We start from the raw sequence: 15,690 nt of genomic DNA, 5'->3' as shown, positions 1-15,690 counted from the left end.
AATTAGTATTGAAATTGTAGTTGAAATTGCCATTGCCATTGAAATTGCTATCTTTGTGAAAATTGATTAAAAAGATGAAGAATTTTATTGAAGAAGTGACGTGGAGAGGTATGCTCCATGATGTTATGCCTAATACCGAAGAACATTTGATGGAACAAATGCGTGTGGCGTATGTGGGGATTGACCCAACTGCCGATTCTTTGCATATTGGACATTTAGTAGGTGTGATGATGTTAAAGCATTTTCAACTTTCAGGACACAAACCGTTAGCATTAGTAGGTGGTGCAACAGGAATGATAGGGGATCCTTCGGGAAAATCGAACGAAAGAAATTTACTTGATGAAGTGACTTTACGCCATAATCAAGAAGCTATAAAAGGACAATTGGCACGTTTTTTAGATTTTACGTCTAATGCGCCTAATGCTGCCGAACTTGTGAATAATTATGACTGGATGAAGAATTTTTCTTTTCTTGATTTTATTCGTGATATTGGAAAGCATATTACGGTAAATTATATGATGTCTAAAGATTCAGTAAAGAAACGTTTGTCTTCTGAGTCTGCCGAAGGAATGTCATTTACGGAATTCACTTATCAATTGGTTCAAGGATACGACTTTTTGCATTTGTACAAAAACAAAAATTGTACGCTACAAATGGGTGGAAGTGATCAGTGGGGGAACATTACTACGGGAACTGAATTAGTACGTAGAATAGCAGGTGGAAAAGCGTATGCGTTGACTTGTCCGTTAATTACTAAAGCAGATGGAACTAAATTTGGCAAATCAGAAGGTGGGAATATATGGTTGGATTCAGCCAGAACCTCACCGTATAAATTTTACCAATATTGGTTAAATACGTCTGATGTTGATGCAGAGAAATACATTAAAATTTTTACTTTTTTATCAAAAGAGGAAATTGAGGTTCTAACGGATCAACATAGAGAAGCTCCCCATTTGCGTTTGTTGCAAAAACGTTTGGCTGAAGAAATTACGGTTATGGTACATTCTACTGATGATTTAGAAAATGCAATTAAAGCTTCGAATATATTATTTGGTAATTCAACTTCGGATGATTTGAAACAATTGGATGAAGCTACTTTTTTAGATGTTTTTGATGGAGTTCCTCAAGCAGAAATTTCAAGTAGTGAAGTTGAAGCTGGACTGGATATTGTTACTGTTTTGAACGAAAAAACAGGTTTTTTTAAATCGAATGGAGAAGCAAGAAGAGCTTTGACTGCTAATTCTATTTCTGTGAACAGAGAAAAAGTAAATGAAACATTTGTGCTTACAACAAAAGATATGATTAACAATCAATTCGTATTGTTGCAAAGCGGTAAGAAAAATTATTTTGTGATTAGGGTTAAATAATTTTATAGAGTTAAATTAATCAGATTTTAAGCTCGAAAAAAAACATTAAGGCATTAAGGTACATTAAGACTCAAAACTTAACATACCTTAATGCCTTAATGGTTTAAAAAAATCTAAAATTCAATTGGTTTTTATGTTAGTAACTCGAAAGTATTCTAACTTCACTTAAATAAATAATAGTATGGGGACACAATTTTTGACAGACGAAAAAGGGAACAAGACCGCAGTTTTGTTGCCTATAAAGAAATACAATAAGATGATTGAGCAATTGGAAGATTTGCATGATATAAAATTGTATGATGAAGCGAAAAGAGATGATGATGGTACTAGTATTTCTATTGATGAAGCTTTTAAAATAATTGAAGAAAAGCGGAAAGCAGTAAAATAATGGCATATAGTATTGAATTTAGAAGCAAAGTTTTGAAAGCTTTGATTAAAATTAACGAGCCTTATTATTCTTTAATTAAAAAGCAAATTTATGATTTAGCCCAAAATCCTCGTCCACAAGGGTGTAAAAAACTAAAAGGTAGAAAAGGGTAACGTATCAGAGTGGGTGATTATAGAGTAATTTACGAGATATTTGACGATGTTCTTTTAATAGAAGTTGTTGATTTAGGCCACAGAAAAGACATTTACGATTAAACCACCATCAAATTACAACCCCGAATATCCGAATTATCAAAACGTCCCAATACTTCAAAAGTGGTATTGGGATATTTTTTGCCCAAATCCTGCGTGGCAATAAACGAACAGGAATTTATGTTGGCCAAGTCAATGACGTTAATTCCACCTGTTTTGCCATCGTTTAAATATGAAATAGCATCTTCGGTGTCGCGAATGTGTATTTGCATCCAAGAAGGGCATTCAAATACGCCGTTTCCTAGCGAATAAGCTTGAGAAAGTAATTCGGTCATTCCATATTCAGAATGGATTGCTGTTACTCCAAAACAATTACAAAGTTGCTCGTGCAATTCTTCACGAATCATTTCTTTACGCTTTCCTTTCATACCACCCGTTTCCATAATAATGGTGTGCTGTAGATTGAAAGACCTTTTCTCAATTAAATCCAATAAGGCATAAGTAACTCCAATCAGAATTACATTTTGTCCTGCTTGCTCTAATTCTATTAGTTTTTGAATGAGTTCCTCGTGATTGTTGAGGTAGAAACCGCTATTGCTATTGTTGGTTAGTTGTATCAAATCTTCCACCATATAAATCAAGGAAGAGCCTTCTCTTTCTAGATAGGAGGGAAGCAATGCTAAAACTACATAATCTTCAATGTTGCCATAAAACTGTGAAAAACCTCTGCGATAGCTTTCCTCATAAAGGGAAATATCGGTTACTAAATGTTTGCTTCTAACAATTTCTGTATGTATTCCCCCTTCGGGGGTTAGGGGGCTTGTAGTTCCGCTACTGGTAAAAGTGGCTTCAATTGGGTTGTTGTTTGAAACAACATTGTGGCTTTTGAAAAATTGGATGGGTAAAAAAGGAATTTGATGCAACGACTTTACTTTTTGAGGATTCGTTTTTAATAAATCACAAAATTCTTGGTATACCAAATTGTTTTCATATTGAAAACGGAATACTTTCAAGGCTATTTTTTCAAATTGTTTCTGACTAGAAATCGTAAATATGTCGCTAACTGTAATCAAGATCTTTTTTATGCAAAGGTATTATTATTTTGGAACCTTTTTTTGTTTTTTGATGTTTGTAGCTTTGAAATCAAAGAACAAAAAAAAAGTTTCAATCGGAATTGAAACTTTTATGATTTGTATTAGATGAATTACCTTATTATTAGTTTTCTACTGCTTGTAGCGCCTTCTTCTATAATCTTTATGATGTAAACTCCAGGGGAAAGATTGGAAACGTTTAATTCTTTTGAGCTTAGTACTGTTTGTAATACTTTTTTACCTAATACATCAAAAATTATGATTTCTTTTTCTAAATCATTTTTTGAAGTAATGTATACTTTGCCATTAGTCACAGGATTAGGGTACAAGTTTAAGCCTTCAATTGAAGCGTTTTCTTGCGTTTTTGGCTGTTGTTTATTTTCTTGTGCACTTGCACTAGTTATAAAGAAAATGGCCAGTAAAAGAGTAATATAAAAGTAGTTTTTTGTCATTGGCTTTGTAAGTTCACAGTAAATGTAGTAAAAAAAATGATTCAAAAAAAAATACCTCTCAAAAATGAGAGGTATTTTTAACTAATTCAATGTTTTAATTTTATTTCAACAAATTAACTCCGTCTACTGTACACCAAGCGCCAGCTGTTAAAGCAGCACCAGTTGCTGTAGTACTTTGTGTAAATGTACCAGCTGGGAATGCTACAACTATTGCAGATGTTGCTCCGATTGGCAATAAGTTTGTTGTGTTTGTTATTTTTACATTTAGAATTTTTATTTTAGATGTATTTACTTGGTGTAAATTTGTAGCATCATCTTGAATTCTTACTGCACTTCCATAGAAAATTTTACTAGTTGCATCTGTGAAGTTACCGTAACCATCTATGATGATATTGCTGTACTCTCCGTTTCCTTCTTTTTTGAATTGGAAAGCATCAACTTGGTTGTCTCCAACTTCAGGTACATTAGTAGCTTCTCTTTTTAGAGTAATGTTAGTGATTTTTGGTCCAAATGCGTTGTCATTTCCAGAAGCTTCGATTTCCATTCCGAAGTTACCTTTACCAGTTTGGTAAGCATACCAGTTAGTATTGGTAGCACCTTGCCATCCATCTTGCCAGTCAAAAGCATCATCGTAGTTTCCGTAAGAAATAGCATTTGTCATACTTACAGTTCCTCCAAAGAATTCGTATCCATCATCAGCACCTTTGTATGATACTAAGTGATCCAGAGTTGTTCCTGTACCTACTGAATAGAAAGTAAAACCATTGTTTTCTTTTTGACCATCAGCCAATTTTGAACCAGCATACTCAACTCTTGTATAGACTAATGATCCACCATTGTGAGTAGCATTTGTTCCTCCGTAAGAGATGTTATTCCCATCTTCTGATGTAGATGTAGTAGTACCACCAGCTACTTTTGCAGGAGCATCACCATACATAATGATTCCTCCCCAAGATCCTGGGATTTTTGATTTTTCTGTAAATACGACTGGTTTATCAGCAGTTCCTTTTGTGATTAATTTCCCTCCGTTTAGAACAACTAGAGCATTGTCTCCCGTTGCTTTGTCTATCGTGATTGTAGATCCTGCTTCAATAGTTACAGTAACACCAGCGTTGATTTTTACAATTCCTTTCAAAGTATAGTTTCCATAAGCATAGGTAACGTCCTTAGTTATTGGACCAGTAATTTCACCAGTAGCAGGAGGTGTAACTGGAGTTGGATCGTCGCTGCTTGAGCATGAATTTAAGAATAACCCTGTTACAAGTGCTAAAGCTAAAAATTTTGTTTTCATAAGTTTGTTATTTGATTTTATTTTTGACAAATGTATAGGCTAAATTCAAGTTGGGAGTTATGTGAATATTACTTTACGGTTATCAAAAAATGAGGTTAATGTCAAGAGAATGTTATCTACTAATGCATTTTTTTAGTCATTAATTTTTATGACTGTTATCTACTAATCTCAATAAGGTTTTTACACGAATCATTAAATAAAGGTAAAAGCTTAAATGTATTAATTTGACACAGATTTAGCTTAATTCTAATTATTTATTTTCGGATTCGCTGATTTTTAAATCACAAATTGGTACAGATTAATTTATGTGAATTTGTAATAATCTGTATCAAGAAAATCAATCATGGTCTGCTTAACGGATAGTCATTTTAATTTTTAATAGAAATGGATTATAGATATAATAAAAAAAGCTCCGATAAACGGAGCTTAGATTATTTATTGTGGTATTGGATTTAAAAAGTGTATCCTAGTTTTAATGAGAAACCAATTCCTTTTTTATAACTATTAGCTAATAATGATGCTTCGGCCACTTTTAATGTGCCATCATTTCCAAATTCTAATTTACGTAATGGATTTAATAAGTTATCTGCGGTAAATTTCACATCAAAATGCTCGGATACTTTACTTCCCCAAACAAAATCTAATTGTTGAACAGGTAATTCGTAAGTGTTATCTTGTCCATTAGTACCTACTGCATATATTCTTTTTCCAAAAACACCATACACTAGTGACATAGTATTGGTCCAGTCGTTGCTGAAACTAAATTCGTATTTCAAATCCGAATTAACCAACCAATCCGATGCTCCCTGTAATGATCTTGATTGGTGTGTTTCGATAGAAGGTTTTACAGTAACATTTCCGTCTTCATCTATGGATTCAAATATAGGACTTACAGTAACTTTTGACGACATCAAAGTAGCGTTTAATCCCCATGAAAAATTCGCTAAGTTATCGTTAATTCGATCTAATCCAATAAGTAATTCAGCTTCTACTCCAAATAAGTTAGCACTATCAGAATTTAGAAATGTAGTAACCGTTCCTGTTGTTGCGTTTGAGATGAACGTTTTTTCGATTGGATTGATCAGGTGTTTTCCAAATAATCCAATAGTTACCATTTCTTTGGCTGTTGGGAATAACTCATATTTTAAGTCAGCATTGTAATTGTCGCTGTTTTTTAAAATTGAATTTCCTTGAGTTGAAGTTCCGTCAGCATTGATGAACGATATTGGAAAGGATTCCATGATAACTGGTTTAGTATATGTTTTACTTGCTGCAAAGCGAATGTTGCTGCTTTCAGTTAGTAAATACTTTAGATTTAATGAAGGTAAAAAATAGGCGTTATCATATTTTAATATTTTGAAAGGAGAATCAAACGAACCCAATGCTCTGTAATGTGTTTCTTTAATAGCACTTTCAAATCGGATTCCTCCATTCACTTCAAATTTTTCTCCAAATTTCAAAAATACATTTGCATAACCCGAATTTGCCATTTCGTTAAGTTTAACTTTGTAAGTAGCATTAGAGTTTTCGCTAAAAACCACATTATTTGCTAAAATGTCGCTGGTTATTTGAGTATCTACATTATTTATGTTTGAAGAAAAAATATTTCCTGCACTTGCAACGAATCGGTATGAAGATTCCATCGTATTCCCATTCCCATTGTATCCAACTGTTAATTTATTTTGCTTGTCGTTGTTTCCAAATTTTAAATTATACTCCACTAAAGTTGAGTAAAATGAATTACCATCAACGGTTAAATACTGACGTAAGAAATTATTCCCACCGTATGAAGTGCTAATCACATCATTACCTGTTTTATATCCTGAGAAAAATTTACGATCCGGTTGCTCAAACTTTGTAACAGCGAATGAAACTCCCGCTTTAATAGTTTGATTTTTATCTTTTGTTAATGCATAATCACCTATTAATTGTGTATTTAGATAATCACTTTTGTCCAATTGATTGGTACGGATAAATGTGTTTTGTGGGGTATTAACACCGTTTTGGCCATATTGATCTTTTATAGAGTTTAAAGTAGTTCTAATATACATGGTGTTGAATGATAATTTCAATCTATCTGTACTAAAGTTCAATCCAATCAATGCTGAATTGGTAGTTTTGAAACGATAGTCTGTAGTTATGAAATTATTAATATATTCTGAGCCTGTTGTCGCTAGATCAATAGTTCTATCAACACCTTCTCTTATTGAAAAATTATTATCGTAATTTAATGAAAGTAAATACGAGAAAACGTTGCTATTATTCAAGTTGAATTTCTCAGCATGAAAAAGATTAATACTCGTGTTTAGAGGGCTTTTACCTTCACTAACACTAAAACCTTTGTTATTGTTTACTGAATTTAATGCTTGATCTGTTGTAAATGTTTTTCGTGTGGCTGTTCCTCCAAGAAATCCAGGAATTGCTCTTTCGTTTCCATTGAAACCCATAAATCCTTTTGTAGTTTGAGCATCTTGTGAAAGCAAGAAATCGGTAAGGCTGTTTCCAGTTGTGTATCCAAAACCAAGATTCAGTTTTGTAACGCTCTTGTTTACTTTTGATGTTTGAATGTTGAAAGTTCCTCCAGCAAAATCTCCATAGATATTTGGATTAAATGTTTTGTACACATCAATTACCCCGACAATATTTGTCGGAAATAAATCCAAAGGGACAATTTTTGAAAAAGGATTATTAGTAGGTGCTGCCAAATCATTGATTAATAAATTATTGTAACGATCTTCCAATCCACGTACAAAAAGTCCTCTTGAGCCTACTTTTGTAATTCCAGTTATTTTGGTTAGTCCTTCCTCAACATCGCTAACTCCTTTTCTAGACATTTCTTGAGCACCAATACTTTGTTTGATTACAATTGCGTTTTTTTGTTCTAATAATAAAGCCGTTTCTTTTTCGCGACCACCGCTAGATTTAATAACTACGTCTTTTAGTTTGTAACTTCCAGAACCTATTGAATTGTTCAATGTTACGGTTTCGTTAGCTATTACCGTTACTTGAGCTTCTGCTGATTCATAACCTAGAAAGCTAAATTGTACGGTATAATTTCCTGGAGCGATTGTAATTGTATATTTTCCATCGATATCAGTATTAGCGCCAATTTTTGTTCCTTTAATAAGTACATTAGCAAAAGGCAAGGACTGATTTCCAGAATCTTTGTCTAATAAAACTCCCGATATAGTGCCTTTGTTTTGAGCTATTCCAAGAGCGCAAATAAATAGTGTAATGAATAGAAATTTTAATTTCATTTTGTGTAGTATTTAATTTTCTGCAAATTAAAGGCAGCAATCTAGTCCTAGTGTTAACAATTAGTTATGAATCCATGTCAAAATCATTATGAAATTGTTAACATATTAAATTATAGTTAAGTCCGATTTTTTTATATTAATGCAACTAGTTTATTATTACTTTTACCATGCAATAAAAGTCATTGTATCCTATTTTGCGTATGCGATACAATACAAAAACTTAATTTTTGCTATTTTTATGAAGAAAAGAAACACCAAGATTCTTCTGGTTGATGATGAACCAGATATTTTAGAAATTGTTGGCTATAATTTAGCACAAGAAGGATATCAAATTTTTACTGCTATAAATGGTAAAGATGCAATTGAAAAAGCCAAAAAAGAATTGCCCGATCTTATAATAATGGATGTCATGATGCCTGAAATGGACGGAATGGAGGCATGCGAAAACATAAGGAGAATTCCTGAACTAAATAATGTTATCATTACTTTTTTGACCGCAAGAAGCGAAGATTATTCGCAAGTTGCAGGATTTGACGCTGGTGCCGATGACTATATAACCAAACCGATTAAGCCTAAATTATTGGTCAGTAAAGTGAAAGCTTTGTTGCGAAGATTAAAAGAGCAAGATCAAAATAGTGAAACCATCAATGTGGGCGGTATAGAAATTAATCGCGAAGAATATAAAATTGTAAAAGATAATCTAGAAATTGCTTTACCAAGAAAAGAGTTTGAATTGTTTTACTTATTAGCTTCAAAACCTGGTAAAGTTTTCAAAAGGGAAGAGATTTTAGATAAAGTTTGGGGTAATGATGTTGTTGTAGGTGGGCGTACTATTGATGTGCACATTAGGAAATTAAGAGAGAAAATTGGAGATGATTTTTTTAAAACAATAAAAGGAGTAGGTTATAAATTTGAAGTATAATAAAATAGTAATTTTGAAAGAAATTAAAACTCTTTTAATTTTATAGTTTCGCATGAATAAACACCAATGAAAGTCAATTTTAAAAAAAGTTACAAGTTTGCTATAAAATCATCTTTGTATATCAGTTTATTTGTGGCAGGGTTTTGTATGATACTTTCAGCGATTCTATTCAAATCGTCTTTTAGTAGAGTTATTTTATTTGGTTTTATTTGCCTATTTTTTGTTTATGTTTTTTCTTTCTTTGTTTTGCAATATCGAGTAGAACGATTTATTTATCGAAGGGTTAAAAAGATTTACGATGATGTTGCGTTGTTAGAATCAAGTACTTTTATCAATAAACCGATCACTACAGATATGGAAACTTTAACACGCGAAGTTAAAAAGTTTGCTACTGACAAAAAGCTTGAGATCGAAATGCTCCAAGTGCGTGAAGAATACCGTAGAGAATTTCTTGGAAATGTTTCCCACGAACTAAAAACTCCATTATTTACTGTTCAAGGTTATTTATCAACACTTATTGACGGCGCTATGGACGATAAATCCATTCGAAAAAAATACTTGAAACGTGCCGAAAAAGGAGTTGAACGATTAATCTATATAGTTGAGGATTTGGATATGATCACCAAATTAGAATCCGGAGATTTGAATCTTGATATCGTACAATTTGACATTGTAAAATTAATTCAAAATGTTTTTGATTTGTTGGAAATGAAAGCTGATAAGAAGAAAATAACATTAGCCTTTGAAAATGATAACATACGACCAATTGCGGTAAATGGTGACAAAGATAAAATTCAACAAGTTATAGAGAATCTAATTGTTAATTCTATAAAGTACGGAAAAGAAGGTGGGTTAACGGAAGTCTCTATTGTGAATTTGACTAATAAAAAAGTATTAATTCGAGTTACGGATAATGGAGAAGGTATAGAATCTCAAAATATACCTAGACTTTTTGAACGTTTTTACAGAGTGGATAAAAGTGGTTCTCGATCAGAAGGAGGTTCTGGATTAGGACTTTCGATTGTAAAACATATTATTGAAGCACATAAAGAAAAAATATATGTGGAGAGTGAATTTGGAATTGGCTCTGAATTTTCTTTTACACTTGAAAAGACATTTATTACAGATCAATATGGTTTAAAGAGTAATGTAAAATAATTATTTCTTTTATTATCATTTAATAAGGTATTGATAATATGAATGTTAAATCTATATTTTTTTAAAAAAAGCATAAATTGAAAATCTGTTACTATTAAATTATCACCCACATAACATTGAGTTAACGTTAACTTAACATTGGAGTGTCAACTTTGCACTAAATTAATATTCATATTATAGAAATGAAAAAATTTATAGTTGCAATTATGGTGTTGACTTTTGGTTTAGTTGATGCTCAAGAAGTTACGAATGATCAAATCACAAAAGCGGTTGCCCGTTATATGGACTCCATTAACAGAACGAAAGCCAATAATGATAAGTTATTATACGATAGTGAGACTAAAACAGAGGAGAAAAAAGAAAATTGGTACGATAAATTCTCGATTCGAGGATATGCACAAGTAAGATATAATGGTTTGTTCTCTACTAATGATAAAGTTTCTTGTGACCAATGTGATAAGTCTTGGGGAACAACATCTTCAGAGGAAGGTGCAAAATCAAATAATGGTTTTTTTATTAGGAGAGCACGTTTGGTTTTTTCAGGTCAAATAAATTCAAATGTTTTTTTTTATATACAACCTGATTTTGCCAGTTCTCCAGGTTCTGGTGTTAATAATTTTGTTCAACTGAGAGATGCTTATTTTGATTTGTCATTTGATAAGAAAAAAGAATATAGAGTTCGTATTGGTCAAAGTAAAGTTCCTTATGGTTTTGAGAATTTACAATCCAGTCAAAATAGATTGACTTTAGATCGGAATGATGCTTTGAATAGCGCCGTAGCTAATGAGCGTGACTTAGGGATTTTCTTTTATTGGGCCCCTAGTAAAATTAGAGAACGTTTTGCAATGTTAGTGAAAGATGGTTACAAAGGTTCTGGAGATTATGGTGTTTTTGCATTTGGAGCTTATAATGGGCAAACACTTAACAAGACAGAAGCCAACAGAGATTTACATGTTGTAGCTAGGGTAACGTATCCATTTGTAGTTGGTAATCAAATTATCGAGCCAGGTCTGCAAGCGTATACTGGTAAATGGTCTTTTACAAATGAAATTTCATCTGGCGTTACTACATTGTTAAACAAAGATTATGTTGTTGATAAGCGTGCTGCAGTTAGTTTTGTTCTTTATCCAAAACCTTTTGGTATTCAAACGGAATATAATATTGGTAAAGGACCACGTTATGATAAAATCACGAATTCAGTAAAGTCTGATGATTTACAGGGCGGATATGTGACTTTGAATTATAAATGGGATTTGCCTAAAAATCAATTTCTTTATCCTTTTGCTAAATTTCAATATTATGATGGTGGGAAGAAATTCGAAAAGGACGCAAGAAGTTATATTGTAAGAGATTATGAATTTGGATTAGAATGGCAACCATTTAAAGCTTTTGAAATTGTTGCAGAATGGGTCATAGCCGATCGAACGTTTGAAGATAGTGCCAAAAAAGATAATAGACAACAAGGGAATTTACTAAGATTACAGGTGCAATTTAATTTTTAGTATAGAGAAATTATTAATATTAGTTGCGAATAATAGCTAAGCGTTAGCATTTTTATTGCAAAAAAGAGGGCCTTAAATTTTACATTATTTCTTATTAATAGTCTAAAAATAAGAAAGTGATATTTTTCATAAAGACTTAACACTACAAAAAAAAAGGTGTCTTTTTATTTAGATTATTTTTGTAAAGTTATTTTTAAAAGGTTAATAATGAGGATATTGTATAACTAATAAAAGTATATTAACTAGAATGTTAATTTAAATTAGGAGCTAAGTTTGCTTTTACACTTTAAAAAACTTTAAAATTTGATCAAAACGGAATTAATTTAAATTAAATTAAACATTTGTTAATATTTCTAATTTTGACCTAACACGCATAAAAACAGGTTTTTATGAAAATAAAAAACAAAAAAAAGCATTTTAAATATTTGAGAAAAAACTTATTAACATTAAATTATCATCTAAATAACGTTGTGTTAACTTTAACTTAACATTGCAGTATCACCTTTGCGCAAAATTAATACTTGTTCAAAGTGAATATGAAAAAAATTATAGTTGCTGTATTAGCATTTGGATTTGGAATAGCAAATGCTCAAGAGGTTGAAAATGATTCTATTAAGTCAATGGGTTCCATTAGTATAGATTCCTTACAACAATCGATAAACGAACATCAGATGAAATTTGATGCTCTTAACGAACAATTGTCGCCTATGCAAGAGCAAGTAGACAGAATGACTAAGTTAAAAATATCTGGATATATGCAGGTTCAATTTGAAATGTATAATTATCAAGATGTTCCTGTGGTAACACCGGCAAGCGGGACAACTCCTGCAAAAACCACGTATTACCAACTTAAGCCAAATTCATCAGAGACCAATATACCTTTGTCTACTAATCCTGTTGATATTAACAATTCTTTTAATATTAGAAGAGCAAGAATAAAATTTACATATCAACCTTTAGAAGGAGTGATTTTCGTTTTGCAACCCAATTTTTCATTTAGTGCTGTAACTCTGAAAGATGCTTATGTGCAATTAAATGATCCTTGGATTAATTCGTTTCAATTATGGATAGGTCAGTTCAATAGACCTGATTATGAAGTTGAATTTTCATCAAGAGATAGAATATTAATGGAAAGAACTAGAATGTCTGGAATATTATATCCACAAGAAAGAGATTTAGGAGCAAAAATCAGTATGAATCTTGCAACGCAATATGAGATCCCTTTGAAAATTGATTTAGCTGCATTTAATGGAAACTTTGGAGAAGGACCAATTGCTAATCAAGTTACAGATGTTGATAGTGAAAAAGATTTTGTTTTAAGAACAACATATTCTTTACAATTCCCAAAACAAGGTCTAGGGATTGATTTTGGTGCCAGTGGATATTACGGTAAAAATACTGTTTTCGCAGCAGGTACTTATAGTGATGTAAATAATAAACCTTTTACAGCAGCAGTTGGAGATAAATTAAAGAAACAATGGTTTGGGGCTGAAATACAAGTTTTTAGTGATTTGTTAGGTGGGATTGCTTTTAAATCTGAATTTAATAAAGGGGTGATTTCTGGAACAGCAGGAGCTGCAATTGTAAACAATAACCCTTCTTTTAATTTTAGTGGTGAGAGAGACTTTACTGGATATTATGTAACAGTAGAGAAAAATTTTGGTACAAAGTTCCAAGGTGGAGTTCGATATGATTCATGGGATCCAAATAATAAATTATCAGGAAATGAAGTAACTGTTGCTCCAGATTTAAAAGTGCATACTTGGGGTTTTGCAGTACATTACTTCTTTACAACAAATACTAAAATAGGATTGGGTTATACATTACCAATAAACGAAACTAGTTCAACCGTTGGTGGTATTTATAATAAGGATATTACAAATAATACAGCGACATTAAGATTTCAAGCAAGTTTCTAAATTTTAAAAAAAAAATAATAATTTATATCAAAATGAAAACAACAAAATTAAAAGTAGCATTAATTGTACTAGTTGTAATGGGAATTGGTTTTTCTTTTACTACAATTAATAAAGTAACGGTTAAAGGTTCAGATACCATGGTTATTTTATCTCAAAAATGGGCTGAAGTTTACATGAAGAAAAATCCTGGAACTTCGATTCAAGTTACCGGTGGTGGATCTGGAGTTGGCTTAGCTGCCTTAATCAATGGTTCAACAGACATTGCAAATTCAAGTCGTCCGATCAAACCTTCTGAAGTAGAAAAATTGAAAGCAAGATACAACTCTATGGGAGTTGAAATTCCTTGTGCAAAAGATGGTTTGTCTATTTATTTGAATAAATCTAATGCTGTATCAACATTGACCATAAAACAAATTGGACAAATTTTTGCTGGAAAAATTACAAACTGGAAAGAAGTTGGTGGTGCAGATGCTCCTATCAAATTATACGGTAGAGAAAGTAGTTCAGGTACTTTTACATTCTTTAAAGACAATGTAGTTAGAACTGATTTTTCACCAGCTTGTCAAACATTACCAGGAACAGCAGCTATTGTAAATGCAGTTAAAAAAGACAAAAACTCAATCGGTTATGGTGGAGCTGCTTATGCAGAAGGGGTAAAAGATTGTGCGGTTAAAAAAGATGATAAAAGCCCAGCAATTTTGCCAACAGGTGCAACAATTAAAAATCATACATACCCAATTTCAAGATACTTGTATATGTATTTGAAATCAAAACCAACAGGTGAAACTAAAGCTTTTATCGATTGGATTTTGAGCCCTGCAGGTCAAGGAATGATTGAAGAGGTAGGTTATTTTCCTTTAAAATAATAATGATAAAGAAAATATCCCTCATTTTTTTAAGTGGGGGATATTTGTGTTTAAACAATATCAATTCCTAAATAGAAAAGGATGAATTCCCAATCTCCAATCAAACAAACTTTTACCAAAGAAAGTTTAAAGAAACAATTCCGGCTTTCTGAATTTCTTGCCGAGAAAATCATTTCAACAATTGCTTTTTTGTCAATTGCGATAATTTTTTTGATTTTCATTTTTGTTTTCAAAGAATCATTGCCATTATTTAGTTTTGGTAATTCTGATAAAGCAAAGACCGAAATTCAATCTAATTCTGCCAATAAACCAGAAACGTATGGTACACCTGCAGAGGAATTAAAGCCAGAATCTTACAGCGCTGAGCCAACAGAGGAATTAAAACCAGAAACATACGGATCTGAACCAGTTTCAACAGATGATTTGAAACCAGAATCGTATGGAGATACTCCAAAAGAAGATTTAAGTGTGCCTACTCCTGATGAAACTATGGATGCTGTTTCCGAAAATAAAGAAGGAGCTGATAGAACTTGGAGTACTTTTTTTACTACAGAATGGGTTCCTGTTTCTGATAATCCTAGATTTGGATTGTTAGGATTGTTAATAGGGACTTTAAAGGTGACCATAATCGCAATGCTTATTGCCGGACCTTTGGCAGTTCTTGCGGCATTATTCACTTCTTGTTTTGCTTCCAAAAGAGTCAAAGAAATAATCAAACCTATTATTGAAATGCTTGCTGCTTTTCCTTCGGTAGTAATTGGTTTTTTTGCCTTAATGGTTTTGGCAAGTTTTTTTCAAAATGTATTTGGTTACGATTCTAGATTGAATGCTTTTGTCGGTGGTGTTGCGATGGCATTAGCCGCAATTCCTATTATTTATACTATTTCTGAAGATGCTTTGGCAGCTGTTCCAAAAACGTATACCGAGGCAAGTTTAGCATTAGGTGCAAGTAAGTGGCAAACTGCATTTTTTGTTGTTCTACCTGCTGCAACCCCAGGTATTTTTGCTGCACTCTTATTAGGTGTTGGTAGAGTTTTTGGTGAAACGATGATTGCATTGATGGCCACAGGTAATGCTGCTTTAGTTTCGGCAAATCCATTTGAAAGTGTTCGAACTTTTGCTGCAACTATTGGTTCAGAAATGTCCGAAACTGTTTTTGGTGATACACATTATAGTGTGTTGTTTTTTATAGGTTCATTGCTTTTTATTTTCTCATTTGCTTTAAATGCAATTGCAGAGTTTTATGTAAAAGGTAAATTGTTGAAAAAATTCCAAGGTAAATAATT

15 protein-coding genes are annotated in these 15,690 nt (G+C 32.2%); 10 read left to right on the top strand and 5 right to left on the bottom strand.

The window, feature by feature from the left end:
• Nucleotides 1-74: 74 nt before the first annotated feature.
• The 4 genes from tyrS (at nt 75) to OYT91_RS11770 (ending at nt 2,009) form a co-directional block, all read left to right on the top strand.
• A complete protein-coding gene (gene tyrS / locus OYT91_RS11785; protein ID WP_281238113.1) occupies nt 75-1,367 on the top strand; it encodes a tyrosine--tRNA ligase in 1,293 nt (430 codons plus the stop codon).
• 181 nt (nt 1,368-1,548) lie between these two features.
• Nucleotides 1,549-1,755 (top strand): RelB antitoxin-like protein, encoded by a 207-nt coding sequence (locus OYT91_RS11780; RefSeq protein WP_281238112.1) that lies wholly within the window; start codon nt 1,549-1,551, stop codon nt 1,753-1,755.
• Nucleotides 1,755-1,907: a type II toxin-antitoxin system RelE family toxin gene (locus tag OYT91_RS11775; RefSeq protein ID WP_269221628.1), complete on the top strand. Its 153-nt coding sequence runs from the start codon at nt 1,755-1,757 to the stop codon at nt 1,905-1,907. Before OYT91_RS11780 ends, OYT91_RS11775 begins: the two co-directional genes overlap by 1 nt.
• Nucleotides 1,908-1,916: 9 nt before the next feature.
• On the top strand, nt 1,917-2,009 hold the full coding sequence (locus OYT91_RS11770; RefSeq protein WP_281238111.1) for a type II toxin-antitoxin system RelE family toxin: 93 nt from the start codon (nt 1,917-1,919) through the stop codon (nt 2,007-2,009).
• On the opposite strand, the gene OYT91_RS11765 is transcribed toward OYT91_RS11770, so the two are convergent.
• The 4 genes from OYT91_RS11765 to OYT91_RS11750 form a co-directional block, all read right to left on the bottom strand.
• Entirely contained in the window at nt 2,006-3,019 is a 1,014-nt protein-coding gene (locus OYT91_RS11765) for a LuxE/PaaK family acyltransferase (protein ID WP_281238110.1), read from the bottom strand. The genes OYT91_RS11770 and OYT91_RS11765 overlap by 4 nt on opposite strands.
• Nucleotides 3,020-3,150: 131 nt before the next feature.
• Nucleotides 3,151-3,489: a T9SS type A sorting domain-containing protein gene (locus OYT91_RS11760; protein ID WP_269221631.1), complete on the bottom strand. Its 339-nt coding sequence runs from the start codon at nt 3,487-3,489 to the stop codon at nt 3,151-3,153.
• 100 nt (nt 3,490-3,589) lie between these two features.
• On the bottom strand, nt 3,590-4,780 hold the full coding sequence (locus OYT91_RS11755) for a beta-helix domain-containing protein (RefSeq protein WP_269221632.1): 1,191 nt from the start codon (nt 4,778-4,780) through the stop codon (nt 3,590-3,592).
• 452 nt (nt 4,781-5,232) lie between these two features.
• A complete protein-coding gene (locus OYT91_RS11750) occupies nt 5,233-8,037 on the bottom strand; it encodes a TonB-dependent receptor (protein WP_281238109.1) in 2,805 nt (934 codons plus the stop codon).
• A gap of 238 nt (nt 8,038-8,275) precedes the next feature.
• Between OYT91_RS11750 and OYT91_RS11745 the strand changes: the two genes are divergently transcribed.
• The 5 genes from OYT91_RS11745 (at nt 8,276) to OYT91_RS11725 (ending at nt 14,404) form a co-directional block, all read left to right on the top strand.
• Entirely contained in the window at nt 8,276-8,959 is a 684-nt protein-coding gene (locus OYT91_RS11745) for a response regulator transcription factor (protein WP_269221634.1), read from the top strand.
• 66 nt (nt 8,960-9,025) lie between these two features.
• The gene (locus OYT91_RS11740; protein WP_269221635.1) at nt 9,026-10,117 is read left to right on the top strand and encodes a sensor histidine kinase; all 1,092 of its coding nucleotides are present in this window, start codon (nt 9,026-9,028) and stop codon (nt 10,115-10,117) included.
• Between the two features lie 182 nt (nt 10,118-10,299).
• Nucleotides 10,300-11,619: a porin gene (locus OYT91_RS11735; RefSeq protein WP_281238108.1), complete on the top strand. Its 1,320-nt coding sequence runs from the start codon at nt 10,300-10,302 to the stop codon at nt 11,617-11,619.
• Between the two features lie 536 nt (nt 11,620-12,155).
• On the top strand, nt 12,156-13,538 hold the full coding sequence (locus tag OYT91_RS11730) for a putative porin (protein ID WP_281238107.1): 1,383 nt from the start codon (nt 12,156-12,158) through the stop codon (nt 13,536-13,538).
• A 32-nt stretch (nt 13,539-13,570) separates the two neighbouring features.
• Nucleotides 13,571-14,404, top strand: coding sequence for a phosphate ABC transporter substrate-binding protein (locus tag OYT91_RS11725; protein WP_269221640.1), 834 nt, complete (start codon nt 13,571-13,573; stop codon nt 14,402-14,404).
• A gap of 50 nt (nt 14,405-14,454) precedes the next feature.
• On the opposite strand, the gene OYT91_RS11720 is transcribed toward OYT91_RS11725, so the two are convergent.
• On the bottom strand, nt 14,455-14,625 hold the full coding sequence (locus OYT91_RS11720; RefSeq protein WP_281238106.1) for a hypothetical protein: 171 nt from the start codon (nt 14,623-14,625) through the stop codon (nt 14,455-14,457).
• Between OYT91_RS11720 and pstC the strand changes: the two genes are divergently transcribed.
• Complete coding sequence (gene pstC / locus OYT91_RS11715; RefSeq protein ID WP_269221642.1) at nt 14,615-15,688, top strand: phosphate ABC transporter permease subunit PstC; 1,074 nt, start codon at nt 14,615-14,617, stop codon at nt 15,686-15,688. The genes OYT91_RS11720 and pstC overlap by 11 nt on opposite strands.
• The last annotated feature ends 2 nt before the right edge of the window (nt 15,689-15,690 follow it).

This window comes from Flavobacterium praedii, assembly GCF_026810365.1.
Lineage (GTDB): Bacteria > Bacteroidota > Bacteroidia > Flavobacteriales > Flavobacteriaceae > Flavobacterium > Flavobacterium praedii.
The sequence above is the reverse complement of the archived record's forward strand: the minus strand, read 5'-3'. Positions and strand labels throughout refer to the sequence as shown.